General features: G+C 27.8%; 11 protein-coding genes. 3 read left to right on the top strand and 8 right to left on the bottom strand.

Features of this window, described 5'->3' with window-relative positions:
• Window positions 1-49: 49 nt before the first annotated feature.
• Both GXK56_RS19900 and GXK56_RS19895 read right to left on the bottom strand, forming a co-directional pair.
• Window positions 50-1,351, bottom strand: coding sequence for a PQQ-dependent sugar dehydrogenase (locus GXK56_RS19900; protein ID WP_160690665.1), 1,302 nt, complete (start codon window positions 1,349-1,351; stop codon window positions 50-52).
• Between the two features lie 290 nt (window positions 1,352-1,641).
• Window positions 1,642-2,472, bottom strand: coding sequence for a methyl-accepting chemotaxis protein (locus GXK56_RS19895; RefSeq protein WP_160690663.1), 831 nt, complete (start codon window positions 2,470-2,472; stop codon window positions 1,642-1,644).
• Window positions 2,473-2,660: 188 nt separating this feature from the next.
• Here GXK56_RS19895 and spoVB point away from each other — a divergent pair, with 188 nt between their 5' ends.
• Window positions 2,661-4,160 (top strand): stage V sporulation protein B, encoded by a 1,500-nt coding sequence (gene spoVB / locus GXK56_RS19890; RefSeq protein WP_160690661.1) that lies wholly within the window; start codon window positions 2,661-2,663, stop codon window positions 4,158-4,160.
• 113 nt (window positions 4,161-4,273) lie between these two features.
• On the opposite strand, the gene GXK56_RS19885 is transcribed toward spoVB, so the two are convergent.
• The 4 genes from GXK56_RS19885 to GXK56_RS19870 all read right to left on the bottom strand — a co-directional run bounded on the left by GXK56_RS19885 (window position 4,274) and on the right by GXK56_RS19870 (window position 10,630).
• The gene (locus GXK56_RS19885) at window positions 4,274-5,893 is read right to left on the bottom strand and encodes a polysaccharide biosynthesis protein (RefSeq protein ID WP_160690659.1); all 1,620 of its coding nucleotides are present in this window, start codon (window positions 5,891-5,893) and stop codon (window positions 4,274-4,276) included.
• A gap of 9 nt (window positions 5,894-5,902) precedes the next feature.
• Window positions 5,903-6,877, bottom strand: a complete 975-nt coding sequence (locus tag GXK56_RS19880; RefSeq protein ID WP_160690657.1) for an RluA family pseudouridine synthase — start codon at window positions 6,875-6,877, stop codon at window positions 5,903-5,905.
• Window positions 6,878-7,238: 361 nt separating this feature from the next.
• A complete protein-coding gene (locus GXK56_RS19875) occupies window positions 7,239-8,420 on the bottom strand; it encodes a M20 family metallopeptidase (protein ID WP_160690655.1) in 1,182 nt (393 codons plus the stop codon).
• A gap of 86 nt (window positions 8,421-8,506) precedes the next feature.
• A complete protein-coding gene (locus tag GXK56_RS19870) occupies window positions 8,507-10,630 on the bottom strand; it encodes a cell division protein FtsA (protein ID WP_160690653.1) in 2,124 nt (707 codons plus the stop codon).
• Between the two features lie 231 nt (window positions 10,631-10,861).
• Here GXK56_RS19870 and GXK56_RS19865 point away from each other — a divergent pair, with 231 nt between their 5' ends.
• Entirely contained in the window at window positions 10,862-11,491 is a 630-nt protein-coding gene (locus tag GXK56_RS19865) for a hypothetical protein (protein WP_160690651.1), read from the top strand.
• 81 nt (window positions 11,492-11,572) lie between these two features.
• On the opposite strand, the gene GXK56_RS19860 is transcribed toward GXK56_RS19865, so the two are convergent.
• Both GXK56_RS19860 and GXK56_RS19855 read right to left on the bottom strand, forming a co-directional pair.
• Window positions 11,573-13,666, bottom strand: coding sequence for a [Fe-Fe] hydrogenase large subunit C-terminal domain-containing protein (locus GXK56_RS19860; protein WP_160690649.1), 2,094 nt, complete (start codon window positions 13,664-13,666; stop codon window positions 11,573-11,575).
• A gap of 184 nt (window positions 13,667-13,850) precedes the next feature.
• Window positions 13,851-14,138 (bottom strand): hypothetical protein, encoded by a 288-nt coding sequence (locus tag GXK56_RS19855; RefSeq protein WP_160690647.1) that lies wholly within the window; start codon window positions 14,136-14,138, stop codon window positions 13,851-13,853.
• 352 nt (window positions 14,139-14,490) lie between these two features.
• Here GXK56_RS19855 and GXK56_RS19850 point away from each other — a divergent pair, with 352 nt between their 5' ends.
• A complete protein-coding gene (locus GXK56_RS19850; protein ID WP_160690645.1) occupies window positions 14,491-17,406 on the top strand; it encodes an ABC transporter substrate binding protein in 2,916 nt (971 codons plus the stop codon).
• Window positions 17,407-17,481: the final 75 nt, after the last annotated feature.

Raw genomic sequence — 17,481 nt, 5'->3', positions numbered from 1 at the left:
TCTAATTCAAATATTTCCTTAACAATCAGTGGTTTTATTTTAATATTTTTTATTTAATCTTATATTTTAAATACGATCTAACTATAAATAAACAAGTTAATATAAATAAAAATCCCCCAATAAATACCCATACTGGTTTAGGTAGGTTAAATTTATAATTAGAATCATTTGACTGCAATTTATAAATACATCCTACTCCACTATCTAATATGAAGATATCCCCTTTTGAATATCTTATTCCTCTTATTTTGCTTTCATCTCTCAATTTTAATATATCCAACTTAATATTATCTTTTGTTATTGCACCTATAGTTTTTTCACTATCATCATAATATATTTTTGTATCCTTATCTAAAATTCTTCCTTCCTTATCTATAGCCAAATATCTTATACATCCTACATTATTATATTGGTAAATAGGTGCTGATACTATTTTATTAGGAGGATTTGCTATAAGTGGCAAAACTGTATTATCTCCTTTAAACCTTGGTGAACTTATTGGATCTCCACCGCTAAAATCAGGCCATCCATACCATTTTCCTTTATCAATTTTATAAATGTAATCAAAATCTCTTTTTATAGGCCTTTCACCTATATTCTCCATACCTCCAACAATACCAATTAGCCTTCCTTCACTATCAAAATCCCAGCCTTTTATATTTCTTATTCCAGAAGCATATAAAGCTGGCTTATTATTCTCTAAGTTAATTTCGATCACACAAGAATTAGCCAAACTTTCCGCCCTTACCTTTTGTCCATTTTCTGATGTATTACCATATGGCATAAAAGCTCCTGTTTTATTTTCTCCATAATTAACTCCATTTAAGGTTATATCTATAGAACTTTTATCATAAGGAATTTTATCTTTTGAGTAAACTCCATAATCAGAAGCTATTCCTGAATTAGTTGCACTTCCAATTGACAATAAAAGCTTTGAATCTTTTATAATTAAATTTCGGTCTAAATATTTTCCTTCAGAGGGTATGTTTTCTAGGATTAATTTTAAATCTTTACTCTTTAAATCATATTTATATAATTGATCCTTTGTAATAAAATATAATTTATCATCGCAAAAGATTATATCTTGGATTTTAAATAATTTAGATTGAAGCAAAACTTCTTCTCTTCCATCTTCTTTAATTACTTTAATGTGATCATCATAAGCTATATAAGTATTTTTATATTCATCTTTTACAAATGCTACTGCATTTTTACAATTCTTACATTCAACGCTCCAACTAATATTATTTTTTAAAATATTCATCTTGTATTGGTTAGAAAATTTATATAAACCAAAAGCTAAAACAACAATTATAACTGAATAAAAAATAAACTTTAGAAACCTCTTCAATCAACTCTCTCCTTACTGCTTTTTATTAATCCTTTTAAAAACTTCCATATTTCAATTATGTATCACAAATAATCTTCTTATCTATTTATATTTAGAAAAAAAGAAAATAATACATTTTGTATATATGTAAATTAAAAGACATATTGGAATGTTATTTTTCAAATCTAATCCCATAGAAATATATATTTCTAAATCACATTACCAATATGAAACTGTAAGGAAGGCTTTTTAATCAAGCAAAAAGAAGGAGGTTAATTTTCCTCCTTCATATTTCTATGCACTATATTTTTCTATAATTTATCTGCTAATTCTTCCAATGTTTTAGCAGTTGTATTTAATTCTGAAATAGATGCAGCTATTTCCTCTAAAGCTGCAGATTGATTTTGAGAAATATCGTTTGATTTATTTACATTAGAATTTATACTTTCAACTGAAGTTGAAATGTGTTTTATAACTGAATCAATTTTTTTAATAGATTCATTTGATGAATTAGATAATTTTCTAATTTCTTGAGCAACCACATTAAAGCCTTTTCCAGCTTCACCTGCTCTCGCTGCTTCTATAGCAGCATTTAATCCTAAAAGGTTTGTTTGAGTTGAAACCCCTTGAATGAAAGTTAATACATCATCAGTATTTTTAGCTCTTTCATTTGCTTCTATGGTTTCTCCTAAGATTTTTTCATTCATAGTTGCTAATTCTTGAACGCCTTTAGCAACTTCATTTATGCCTATTGATATTTGCGAAAGTGATTCCGTTAACTTTTTCGTAATATTTGTTACTGAATTCTTTTTCCCTAAACTTTTTGCTACTACTAAAACTCCAACAATTATGCCTTCTTCTTTTATTGGAATAGCATAAGATTTAAATTCCATTCCATATACATGAGCAGGTACAACCTTTATAGCACTTCTTCCAGTTCTTAAAACTTCTACTACCGCACCGCCTTCTGAAATTCTTTCGCCTTCTCTAGCACTTAATTCTAAATTTTTACTATATTTGGTATATAAGTATTTTTCTGTATCTGTTATTGCCATAGAAATATCATCATCAAAAAGAACTTCTATAAGTGGAATTGCATTATAGAAAAAATTTATCATTTCTTTATCAGAAATTCTATCCATTATATTATCCCCCTTTATACCCATTATTTGTTATATTCTTTACTTTAACAATTATATCTTTTTTAAGTTAATTTGTAAACTCTTCTTACTTTTTGTACTCTTTTGTTGAATACTTAAAAAGTCTATAAATTCATATTTAAATATTAATTTGAATATGCTTTATAGTAATTTAAAGGAGTGAATAAGGTTTGGATAAAGATAATTTTTTAAAAAATTCTTTTTTACTTATAGTATCTAACATAACTACTGGTATACTTGGTTTTATATTTTCAATATATCTTTCCAAAGTCTTAGGTGCTGAAGGAATGGGACTTTATAATTTAGTCATGCCTATTTACAATTTATTTATATGTCTTATGACCGCCGGAATAGTTGCTTCAATATCAAAAATCACTGCTGTATACACTCAAAAAGGCGAACATAAAAATATTGTAAAAACTATAAGAGTCGTTTCATTATTTAATATATCTTGGGCATTTTTAATAGGAATTATAGTCTTCTTTTCAGCTCCATTAATAGGTACCTATGGGGTTAATGATATCAGAACAATAAATGCCATAAGAGTTATTTGCCCTGCTATGGTGTGCATTGCAATTTCAAACATACTTAAAGGCTACTTTTATGGCACTTCAAAAATTACTGTACCAGCTGTAATTGACATTTTCGAAAAAGCTATGAGAATTCTAACTGTAAGCTTGCTTATTTTTTTAACACAAGCAAACAGTCTTGAAACTATGGTTACTTTAGCTACTGTTGCATTATGCATTGGTGAATTTCAAAGCTTATTTTTTCTTTATATTTATTACAAATATTCTCTTAAAAAAGAGCCTGCTTCACACGAAATTCCCGAAAGTGGCTTTCAACTTCTTTTTGATGTTGTAATAATATCTATTCCTCTACTTATAAATGGTTTTTTAACAAATATTTTGGGAACTCTTGCTACACTAATTGTTCCTAGGCGTTTACTTGCTGCTGGTTTTGATTATAATGAAGCTTTAAGTATGATAGGACGTTACAATGGTATGGCTTTAAGTATAATTACAATTCCTTTAATTGTAGTTGGTACAATCAATACTTTATTAATTCCAGATTTGTCTCAGACCTTGGTGCTTGGAAAACAATATGAAGCTTCCATTAGAATTAAAAAAGTTATAAAACTTGCTTTTTTACTTGGAATAGCAACCACCATAATATGCAATGTAATTCCAAATAATCTGGGGCAAATGTTTTATAACAGGAATGACTTAGGAGAATACATCAGATTTGCTTCTGCCACTGCACCAATATTTTTCCCTGCAGTAACCATGTTTGGGATTTTAAATGGACTTAATAGACAAAACATAATCCTTAGAAATTCATTAATTGAAGCTATAGTGGAATTAATATGCTTATACATATTTACTGCAATTCCTTCAATTAATATTTTCGGATATAGTTTAACCATGCTCATAGCTTGCTCAATAAGTCTTTTCCTTAATATGTGTGAAGTAAACAAGCATATTGAACTCAATCTAAACAAATCTAATATTATTATTTATACTTTACTTGGTTTTTTAACTTTTATAATAATAAACATATTTTCAAAGCATATATTTGCAAATTCAATAATAATAAATAATTTTATAGTCATTTGTCTTGTATTTATAATCTTTGCCTACTTGGCCACCTTTGGAGAAAATGATAATTAAAAAGCAGGTATTTATTACTGTTACATTTTACAATTAGTAACAGCAGTAAACACCTGCTTTAAGCAGATAAAGAAATCTATGATTTAATTACGATAATATCATATTTCTATCAACTAATTTTTAAGCTTTACTCTTAAAAATCTTGGAAGCATATGGAATATTCTTGGAGATATACTATCTAAGTCATTCCTTATAATTCCCTTAATTAATATAATTGAATATAAATAAACAAATCCACCAACTGCAATTATAAATATTGTTGTCATTCCTCTTAAAACAATTCCTCCATTTGTAATCTGGATTATTATTCCTATAGGCATTTTCATCGCATATATTGTCATTGCCATTAACCCCGAAGCAATAAAAGGTCTTGTCAAATTTCTAAATAAAGGAATTTTCACTCTAAGAGCCTTTCTCAATGCTCTTTGATTTAACAACATAGGTATTACAAACCATAAAAAGTTACCTACTACAACTCCTAAAATATTAATTTCAGTAATTCCTACTAAAATATAATTTGCAATTATCTTAGCAACTATACCAATACTAAAAGTGCCAAGTACGAAGTAAAGTTTATTCATACTTTGTAAAATTACAGTTTGTATTTGAACAATTGCCATAAGTACGAGAACTACTGATCCCATCACCATTAAATCAAAGCCTTGGTCAGTACCATAAAGCAATTCAAATACTTCTTTACCAAGTACTGAAAGACCTACTGCTGCTGGTATTGTTATTAAAAATGTTAGCCTATATGCAAATGTAGTTTTTCTTCTTACTTCCTTCTTATCCTTTAAAGCCATAGCAGCTGAAACTGCTGGCAATACAGTTGTCCCAAGCGCTGTTACAACTATAAGTGGAACAGATAATAGTGTTTTGTATCTTCCTAAAACTCCATAAAGCACTTGTGATTGCTGCAAATTAAAACCAGCTGCTGCAAGTCTTGCATTAACATTTACCATATCAACAAGGCTTCCGAAATTTTGAAGTCCAGCGCTTAAGGTTATTGGTAATCCATATTTAAATAACTTTTTAATTATATGTTTTGTTCTAACCCTCTTGTTACTACCTTGACCTTCTACAGAATCTTCTTCAAAATTTTTCAAAGTATAAATATAAACCATATAAAGGCAGGCAACCAAGGCTCCTACTGAAGTTCCTATAGTTCCCCCTGCACTTCCATATTCAACACTTATTTTCACTAAGAAAAATGCACAAGTTAAGCTGATTAGTATATTTATAATTTGTTCTAAAACTTGAGATACTGCTATTGCAGTCATGCTGTTTCTACCTTGAAAATATCCTCTATAGGAAGATAACAGCGAGGTGACAAATATACTTGGTGCCAACATTAATATTCCATATGACGCCGCTGGATTTCCAATCAATCTTCCAATAGGAAATGCACATGACATTAAAAGTATAGTCAATACAGCACCAACTAAAGCTAAAAGAGTTCTCGCTATTTTAAGAGTTCTTATAGCATCATTTGGTTTTTCTAAAGCAGTAAGCTCAGCAACTACTTTTGCAATGGCAGGCTGAGTACCTAAATTAGTAACTGCATAAACAAACAAAAAAACCTCATAACAATTTTGATATATTCCATATCCATCAAGTCCAATTATCCTTTGAAGAAGAGGTATATAAAACACTGATATTACCTTAGTTAAAAGTCCTGCTATTGAAAGAATTAAAAACCCTCTATTACTGCTATGGGCTGATCTTTCCTCCATATTTACCTCCTATCTAAGTGAAAACTTAAACACATCTTGCTTTATTTTTTTTAATATTGGAGGTAATGCTATTGCTATTGTTTTATTTTTTAAATAATTAAGCTTACCATTAATATTTCTGAAGTTTAATTTATATGCATACAAAAATTGATAATTTAAGCCATATTTGTTTTCAAAAAATGAATTTAATTTCTTATCTCCATATTTATTATCTCCAATTATAGGACTCCCTAAATGAGCTAAGTGGGCTCTTATCTGATGACTTCTACCTGTAATTAAATTAATTTCTAAAAGCGAATAAGCTCCGTTTGTTTCTACTGTGCTTATTTCCATTTCTATCTTTTTAGAATTATTAACTTCTTTATCATGAACTGTTGAAGTATTAGTATCAGGATTCTTTAGTATATAAGCTTCATAAAGACCATCTTTTACCTTACCTTTTGCTAAAGCATAATAATATTTCTTTATTTCATCTTCTCTAATAGCTTCATTTATACATTTTAGCCCTTCAAAACTTTTACCAAAAATAACAATACCAGAGGTATTTCTATCTAACCTGTTACACGCTGCTGGCGTAAAAGTCAATTCATTTTCAGGTACATAATCACCTTTATCATTTAAATATGAAAGAACATAATCTGTAAGAGTTGGTTCTTTTCCTTCATTACTATCAGAATGAACCAATATATTAATCCATTTTTCAACTATTATTATGTTATCATCTTCATATACAATTTTTAGTCCTTTAGGATCAACCTTAATAAATTTTTGTGTCTTATCTTCCTTCTTAGATTGTATGTACTTAATTTCTACTAAGTCGCCTTCTTGTAGGAAATACTTTTCATTTTGCTTTGCACCATTAACTCTTATGTCCTTTTTTCTTAGTGCTTTAAAAATAGCACTTAATGGTACATCCTTTAAAAGTTTTCTTAAAAATTTATCTAATCTCTGACCTGCTTCGTTTGGTCCTATTTCTATTTTCAAATCTAATCTCCCCTTTAATTCAGTTAACACCTTACAATTTTACAGTTAACAATTTTGGTAACTCACTTCTTATTCATATTTTTTATTTAATAAGATTTACTCCTTCATGCTGTATTAATAAATATTAATCGACAATACAACATGAAGGAGAAGTATTATAAATTCCTTAAAAGTTATTAGTTACACTTAATATGTTCTGCATTACGCTTTACATTCTTTTTTATAGATACGTTTTTTATTAAGGTCTTAATTACAATATAGTTACCTTATACATGCGTAAATTTTCACAATGGATTATAAATAAATGACTTTATAATCCATTGTGAATTGTACCTTGTATATCTGCTGTTGTCAAATAAAATTACTTAGTTAAATAATTGAAAGCTGCTAATGCTTGAATTGCTACTCCTATAGGCAAGCAGTCTTCATCTATATTAAATAAATTACTATGAGCAGGCTCTGTAGTTTTCTTTTCTTTGTTACCCGAACCTAGAAAATAAAATGCGGCTGGTCTTTCATTTGCAAAATATGCAAAACTTTCAACTCCCATTTTAGGAGCTTTTTGTTCTAATACATTTTTCTTTCCTATGATTTCACTTGCGCTTTCATTTATTAAATCTACAGATAAATCATCATTATAAAGGCAAGGATAACTTTCATCTACTTTTATTTCAGCCTTTGCTCTTGACATTTCTGCAATTCCATTAACAATTTCATTTAATCTCTTTATAGCAAATGCTCTATCTTCCTTAGTCATAGTTCTAATCATTCCACTTAAAGTAGCTTCTCCTGGAATAATATTTTGAGCTGTGCCCGCATGTAAAGTTCCAACAGTTATTACTATTGGATTTACTGGTGATATTTCTCTGCTTACTATTGTTTGAAGCGCTATTACAATATGACTTGCAATAACTATTGGGTCAACAGTAGTATGAGGTGATGCACCATGACCTCCCTGCCCTGTAATTTTTATACTAAATGGGTTTGATGCAGCATTAACTACACCTTTTTTTATCTTTATAGTTCCACACTCCGTCTCTTCATCAACATGAAGCCCAAAGATACAATCTACTTTTGGGTTCTCTAAAACACCTTCATTTATCATAGGTGTTGCTCCACCTGTGGTTTCCTCTGCAGGTTCAAACAATAATTTAACTGTTCCAGAGAATTTATCCCTATGCTTATTTAAAAGCTTTCCTGCTCCTAAAAGTATTGTAGTATGGGCATCATGACCACAGGCATGCATCATACCATCAACCTTTGATTTAAACTCACAAGTTTTCATATCTTGAATTGGAAGCGCATCAATATCACCTCTTAAAGCCACAGTTTTATTATTACCTTCTTTAGTTCCTTTTATAATACCGCATACCCCTGTTTTTGCAATTTCAATATATTCAATATTATTTGCTTTTAAGAATTCCTTTATTTTTTTTGAAGTTCTAACTTCTTCAAATCCTATTTCAGGATTCTCATGAAAATCCCTTCTTATTTCTATAAGTTCTTCCTTTATTTCATTAGCTTCTTTATTAAAATCTATCACTTTTATATTTCCTCCATTTATATTGCTTATTTTATACTGCTATTACTAATTATTAAAAGGCTTAATATCTACTTAAAATTAATTAACTAATTATTACTCCAAAAAACTTCAATTACATCTCCATTACTTATCTTAGCTGTATATGATGCTTTTTCACCATTTAAAGTTAAATTAATTATTCCTTTTGCTATTGTTAAATCAAAATCTATATAGTCAAATATATCAACAATTATATATTGATTTTTGCCTATTAAAGTTATATTTTCCCCATTTACTGTTACTACTATACTTGAAAATTCTTCTTTAATAATACCGGGTTGATTTTCAAATACACTTTCATTTTTTTCTATATTATATGTATTTTCATAGCTAATATCTATTTCATTATCATAACTTATTTTCTTATCAGTCTCTTCTATTTTCTCTTGTTTTTCTTCTAGATCAATTTCTTCTGTCTTTTCAGAATCCTCATGAACTTTAATTTCTTTAACAATATGATCTCCATCAAGAATTTCATAATTGTCCTCCAATAAAATATTATCCTTTAATAAATTTACCTCTTCTTTTAATATATACTTTTTATAATCAGAAACTTTAGCTGGTAAAAATACTTCTATTTCATCTCCACTTTGTATTGTATAATCTACACCTTCATTATTTCCATTTACAAGAATCACTGGATCTATGTTTATAATTTCATCATTTAAATATACAGAAATAGAATTTATATTTCTAATGTGCTCTGATAATTTTGGAGCTGCATCTTTCCCATTTTGAGCATATTCTAATACAATATTATCACCTGCTTTAACTTCTGTTTCAAGAGTAGCAGCTTCTCCATTTATTGTTATTTTAGCATTAACTCCATATTCACCAAAAACAATTCTTTTACAGCCATTATAATTAAATCTGACACTTTTCCCATTTTTGCTTATGAGTAAAGACGGGTTAATCCCAGCCTGAAGTAATACATCCATTATAGTATGCTTATGAGAATTAAATAAACTTATTGGATCATTATTTAGCACAACATCAATAAAATCATTCCCTAAGCTTCTTAATGCAGTTAAAGCAATTCCAAGCACAGTTACCCCTGCTGAACCCAAACCGTTATCTGAAACACATTCAGTAACAGATTGTCTGTCTTTAATAGCAATTCTTTGAGGTGGCAGTTTTAACTTATCTGCTATTGCTTCTAAAATTCCTGGAGTATGAGCTCCGCCTCCAACTAAAAAAACAGCACTTGGAGCCTTCCCTCCATTTAATTCTAGAATTTTCTTAGAAACCTCTTCTGATGTTTTATTTACAATTGAGCTTATTAATTTGAATACATTTTCTGATAAAATAGTATTTTCCATTCCTAAAACATCAATGTATGTTATTTCTTTCTCTTTAGCTACAGACCTTTTTATATTTTCAGCTGTATTAAAATCCACTAAGTATTCTTGTACAATAGTTTCTGTGATTTCATCACCAGCCATAGGAACCATTCCATATGCTGAAATACTTTCTTTTGAACTTATTGCTATATCTGAAGTACCTGCTCCTATATCCACTAAAGCAATATTTAATAGTCTTAAATTCTTTGGAATAGCAGCCTCCATTGCTGCTATTGGTTCTAAAGTTAAATTTACAACTTTTAAATTTACTTTATTCATAACTGAATAAAGTGAATCAATTACTGATCTTGGTAGGAAAGTTGCTATTACTTCAGCACCAATATTTTGTCCCTTGTGTCCTATTAAGTTAGATATTAAAAATCCATTTAAATAAAAATTCTTTATAGAATAGCCAACGCAATATAATTTTCCTTCAGTTGTTGCAGCTATTTCTTCTTCAGCTTTCTTTACAGCACTTAATTCAAGACTTCTCACTATTTCTTTATCTACTTCTTCTTCTTCATTAAGTTCAATATCTGATTTGATATCAATTGTTCTTAAAAATCTACCTGCCGCTGCAATAGATACCTCATTAAGCTGAATTTGAAGTTCATCTTCAAGGTAGGATTTAACTTTTTGAACAACTGATGCAACTAAGGTAATATCATGTATCTGACCATCTACCATAGCTCTTTCTTCATGTTCTAAGTATTTCTCACATACAACATGAAATTTCTTGTCTTTTATAATCCCTACTGTCCCTATAATGGATCTTGTTCCTATATCTAACGCAAAAATTATATCTTTTTGATTAAATCTTTTTAATTCCATCTAAACCCAACCTTTATTGTTTTATTTACACTTAAAATTACATAAATCTACTATAAATTATATATTATAAGCTAATTTCATACAATCTTTTAAGATATTTTTTCGATTTTTAGGCATAGATATATTATTTACTTATCGCTTGTCCTCTGCTAAAATAATATTGGTCATAAAAATAGGCTTAAAAAATAGCAATTTTAATTAAAGGGTTCAATTTATTAGAGGTGTGAGAATATGAATAATAGACCTAATACGTCTTTGCTAAAAACTACTTACTTAGAGGCTTATCGTAAAATGGAAAGATGCTTATTAAAGCATAACTTTAGTTTTTTATTGCCACGAAAAATAGAAAATCAAGTTTTTGATATTATGCTTACTGCCCAAGAGCAAGAAGTTCCAACAAAAAAATTAGAATGTCATAAAGATATAAATAAGTTCTGCGATAACTTAATACATAAATATAATAAATCTATTTCAATTAAACAGCAGGTTTTTGAAGGAATATTTACTTTTTCATTATTGATGTTTTTATTTACTTCTCTTGATGTCATATTTGAAAAAGGAATATTAATAAGCACATTAATCACTTGTATGTTAGTATTTGCTGGTTATTTCACTTTAAGCACACTTTCAAGATTTAAGAAGATTTGCAAATCAAAAATTCAACTTCTCTCAATATTAATAATTGTATTACTTCCATTTGTGTTAATATCATTATTAAAAACAAAGTTTGCTTTTTTAAACCTTATGCTGTCATTTGAAAGCAGCCTAGTATTAATGGCATTAACTTGCATAACTACAATAGTTATTTATTTAGGACTTTCAAAAAAATATGACTTATTTATTTTTTTAAAGAGTAATTAGTTAAACATAAACTTAATAATTATTATAAAAATAATAAGCACCTAATTTTCAAACAAAATCTGAAAATTAGGTGTTACTTTTTTAGTACACATCAGAAAACTCAATCTTTACTATTTCATTTCTGTCTTTTTCATAAAGTACATGTTTATTTATATCTGACAGCAAGCCATCTTCTTCTATTATTAAAGGAAGCATTACTAAAAATTCAGTTCCTTCGTTTATTTTGCTATTACAAATTACAGTTCCTCCTTGAATTTCTACTAATGATTTTACTAGGGATAATCCTATCCCACTACCTTCACTTTGTCTAGATAAACTTGTATCAACTTTTTGAAATCTTTCAAAAATTTTCTTCTGCATTTCTTCTGGTATTCCAATTCCATTATCCTTCACGCTTATAACCACATTAAAATCATTCTTGTAAATCAATACTGTAATAGTTCCATTTTCTCTTCCATATTTAACTGCATTAGATAATAAATTCAAAATTATTCTTTCAATTAAATTGCTATCACAGTTGCAGTATAATTCCTCTATTTCAGTATCAAAAACTAAACTCATTTTTTTATTTTTTACATATGTTGCAATAGACATAGTTATATTTTCAATTACATTAACAATATTTTCAACCTTGTACAAAGGTTTAAAAAATCCTGCATCTATTCTTGATATATCAATAATATTATTTACTAGTTTTATTAACCTTAAGCAATTTTGCTTAATTATCTTATTATACTTTTCAATGTTTTCCGCAGTTAAATTATTATAGTAATTCATTTCCATTTGCAAAACAGAGTAAATAACATTTAGTGGTGTTCTTAATTCATGAGAAATATTTGTAAAAAATTCATTTCTCTCTTCTAACAGATGATGCTCATTTATTACTTCCTTTTTATTATAATCAATACAGTTTGATAAAATATTAAGTCCATTATGAATGCATTTTGCCATAGTTTTGCAAGACCCATAACCACAAGCTGAGCAATTAATATTTCTTGATTCTTCTGTTAATTTATTCATTTTTCTAAATATCTCATCATATTCATTATATGTTGGCTCAATAATGTCAATTATAACATCATCTTTGCTATATAACCGCTTAAAATCCTCAAGGTTTAAATTCTCATCAAAATAATTATATTCCAAATCAAATTTATCACTATGTGTATTTTTAATATTCTTTAATTTTTGAAATTTATATTCTGCTTCATCTATATTCATTGAATCTTCATATTTATTACAGGTTCCTGTACCAAAGTTACATCCATATGTACAATTAAGAATATCAACAACTAATGGCATTTGTCTGTTCATTTTTATATTCTTGTTATACGCCTCAAGATAGCTGTATGCATGATGTGGTCCATTTATCTGTCTTATCCACGCATCCTTTAGTCTCGCTTCAATATTTTCCTTAAGACCTCCTGGTCTACTAAAAAGAAAACCTAATCCGCAATCAATATAGTCAAAATCAATTTCTTCAAATTCAGATATATGAATTTTATTTTTCTGTAAATATTCTGTAAGTTTTTTAAATGTTACATTGTACTTAACATATCCATAAGTATTTTTATCATTTATTTCATCACCCTTTGCTATACATGGAGACAAAAATGCAATTTCATCTTCTATTTTTTTATATTTTTTCATATAAATAGCTGTACATATCATAGGACTTTGTATAGGTGCAAGCTTGTCTAGTAATTCAGGTTGATATTTTTGTATATAGGTAACAATAGAAGGACAAGGCTGAGCTATTATTGTATCTAATTTATTCTTACCTATTGTCTTTAAATATGCCCAAATTGTTATATCCGCCCCAAATGATACATCATAAATAAAATTCACTCCAGATTTTTTCAGAAAACCTAGTAGCTTTTTATACTCCTTAAAGTTAACAATAAGAGAAGGCGCTGCAACTACTGATAACTTTTTCCCATTAGATAAATCATTAAAAAATCTTTCAGTGTCATCTCTAAAATCTCTTGCATTATGATCACATACTTTAATACATTTACCACAATGAATACATTTTTCTGAATTTATTCTTATCTTATTTTTCCCTTCTACAAGATATGCAATATTAGCTCCTGCAACTGGACAATTAGTTAAGCATTTATTACAGCCTGTGCATTTTTCCTCATTTAAATATATTTGTTCTTCAAAATTGTACATAAATAATTCCTCCTAAAAGCTAGTAAGTTTCAATTGGAATTATTCCAAATGCTTGTTTATATAAATACTTATTATATAAACAGTTAACCTTACTCTAATAATAATGTTAGCTAACACTTAATGACAAAAAGCTATTTTTATTCTACTCAGTAAAAAATTATAAGATGAAGTTTTTATTCTAAATTTATTTTTTTAAAACACTTATTAACCATACTATCCCTCCAAAAATAAATATTGCAATAATAACATAGGTATAAATTGATAGTATTTTGTTTACTGGCCCTGTCATTTTATTTCCGTATAATTTGTGTACTGGCAATGAAGTTACTTTTCCTTCTTTATCAAAAATAATTGACATATAGCCATCTGTTGCAACATATCCCTCTTCCGTAGCTTTAATAGAAAGCTTCTCCATTTTCATATTACCTTTTTTGCAAAATACTTTTATTTTTTCTTCAATATCTTCTCTCATATAATTTTCCCCTTTTCTTTATATTTACCATATATTTTCTATTAGAATTCTTTTCTAGAAAAAATTATTTAATCCTCTAATTACTTTACTCTCTTTAACAAAAATTTACATTAGCAAATCAACTTTATTACTTTATTTTCCCAAATTTATTATAACATGTCTAGTAAATACTTTAGCAAATTATCTATGTTAATAAATGAAATTACAATTAAAATATGTATATTATAAAATTTAATGATTATCTATTTTATATAGAAATTCAGAAAACTTTGAATTATAATTATATTTATACCAAATGACTTAAAATATGCCAAATAAGTATTCCAAAGAAGAAAATAGGAGGATTTATTACATGATATACATAAAAAAACTTAAAATAAATAATAAAATTTTTCTCCTGCTTTTCCTAATTGTTTTTGTTTTAAGCAACTTTCAGCCAATTAATGCAAAAGCAGATGTTGCTGATAAAAATGTGCTTATATTGAATTCTTATAATACAGATTTTTATTGGACAAATGGAGAATTTGAAGGTATATTGGATGCTTTAAAAACTCAAGAAAATTTAGTTAAGTATGTAGAATACATGGATTGGAAAAGATATAATTCAGAAGAACATTTAAAAAAATTATACGAATATTATAAATACAAGTATTCAAACAAAAAAATAGATTTAATTATAACAACGGACGATGCTGCATTAAATTTTGCAATAAAACATAGAAAAGAAATATTTTCAGATGCACCTCTAATATTTGGGGGGGTACATAAAGATTCTGCCGATAAAATTTTGCATAACACTACAAATGTTGCTGGCATTTATGAATCCATTGACCCAGAAGGTACTATTAAAGCTGCATTAAAAATTAATTCTAAAATAAAAAATGTCTATATGATTCTTGAAAATACTGAAACTGGAATAAGTTATTACAACTTAGCTAAAAAGACAGCAGCCTCAATTAATGAAAATCTTACAGTTTATAATTTGAGTACCAGTTCTATTGAAGAAATATCTAGGATCTCTTCCTCCTTAAAGGATGATAGCATTATCATTCTTGATGCTTACAGTTTAGACTCAAAAGAATCTGTACTTCCTGTTAATAAACTACTAAATATTATTTCCACTAGTAGTTCAGTACCCATTTTCACTACTTCAGAGCCTTTAATTGGCCAAGGTTGCATTGGAGGAAGTGTTATTAGTCCAAAAGTTCATGGAACTGATATAGGTAACCTTGCTCTTAGATATCTTAAAGGTGAAGATATAAATTCAATTTCTTTTATAGATAAAAAATCAGTCCACTCTGTTTATGATTATAATGTATTAAAAAAATACAGCTTAACTTCAGCAATTCTTCCTGAAAATAGTACAATTATTAATAAGCCTTTTTCTTTCTATGAAACCTATAAACTTCAACTTCATATTGTCGCTTTAATCTTTATAATTTTAATTAGTTTAATATTATATCTCATGGTAAATATAAAGAAACGAATTAAAGTTGAACATACACTTATGGAAAACAATGAAGAAATTAGCACTCTATATGAAGAACTAGTTGCTTCTGAAGAATCTTTAAATGAAAATTATATTGAATTAACTAATAAACAAAGTGAGCTCCTATTAAGTGAAGAAAAATACAGATTGGTTGCGGAATCCTCTCTGGACATAATTTGGGAAGAAGATTTAAAAACAAATAAAAGAACCTACTCTGATAAATTGTTTAAAATCCTTGGTTATACAAACGAAGAATTACCAAGTTTTGATGATTGGTTAAATATTATTCATCCTGAGGATAGGGACTCTGTAATCAAAACCAGAAGCGTCCACCAGATAAATGGCTTTATTAATAATAATGTTATTTACAGGGTAAAATGTAAAGATGAAACATATAAATGGCTAATTGCTAATGTAAAAATGCAATATGACAAAACTGGAAAATTGATTAAAATGTATGGTTCTTATAAAGATGTAACTGAATTAAAGCAAAAACAAACAGAAATTAATGCATTAGCTTATTATGATTCAATTACAAAACTCCCAAATAGAGTATCTCTAAATAATACTCTTAAAAATTTAATCGAATCAAGTAAAGAATTTTCTCTTTTCTTTCTAGATTTAGATAATTTTAAAATAATAAATGACTCTTTTGGTCATCCAATTGGTGATAAATTATTAAATTTTGTTGGGCAGCGTATAAGTTCAATGGACCAAAATGAATTTACTGCTTTTAGACTTAGCGGTGATGAATTCATTATAGTTTATACTGGCTCAACAGAAAAATCAGTGCTTGAAAATATAGCCCATATAGTTTTGAATAAAATATCAGAACCTTACAGTATAGACGGAAGTCATTTTCATATCAGTTCAAGTATTGGAATATCCATATACCCTGATAATGGTTCTGATGAAAATGAATTATTGAAAAATGCTGATACCGCAATGTATTATTCAAAAGAATCGGGTAAAAATAAATATACATTTTTTAATGCATTTATGGGTGAAGATACCTTAAAAAAAATAAATTTACACAACAACTTGCATAATGCTATACAGAATAATGAATTTATTTTATATTATCAACCAATAACAGATGTGATCACTGGTCAAATAGTTGGTATGGAAGCTTTAATAAGATGGCATAGTCCTATAGATGGATTTATTTCGCCTGATAATTTTATAAAAGTTGCTGAAGAATCAGGCCAAATTATTGAAATTGGAACTTGGGTTTTAAAAAACGCTTGTAATTTCGCTAAAGAACTTTTAGATCTTGGATATACTAATTATTATATTTCAATCAATGTCTCAGCAGTTCAACTTATGCAAAAAGATTTCAAAAATATATTATTTAATATAATAAAAGAAGCTGAAATACCTCCTGAATGTATACTTATTGAAATTACTGAGTCTGTCTTTATGGAATCTTTTGAAGATATGTCTATTTTATTTTCAGAAATTAGAAATAAAGGAATACGAATTGCATTAGATGACTTTGGGTGTGGATATTCTTCATTAACATATTTAAAAAATCTTCCTGTTGACGTATTGAAAATTGACAAGTCTTTTACAGATGATATTTTAATCGATGATGAAAAAGTTTGTATTACAGGCTTAATAATAACACTTATGAAACAACTTGAATTTACAGTCATAGCTGAAGGTATTGAAACCGAAGAACAGTTAGATTATATCTCTAGTTATAATTGTGATTTATTTCAAGGTTATCTAGTAAGCAAGCCTGTTCCAAAGGAAGAGATTATACAACTTCTTAATTAATTTAATCTAACATAAAAAAGCGTAAGCGTCAAAGAATCGACGCGTAGCGGTAGCGTAATTTAAGTGATAAAATAA

The sequence above is a fragment of the Clostridium sp. C2-6-12 genome (assembly GCF_009928485.1).
Classification (GTDB): Bacteria; Bacillota; Clostridia; order Clostridiales; family Clostridiaceae; genus Clostridium.
Note: the sequence above shows the minus strand (reverse complement) of the source record. Positions and strands in the feature narration are given on the sequence as shown.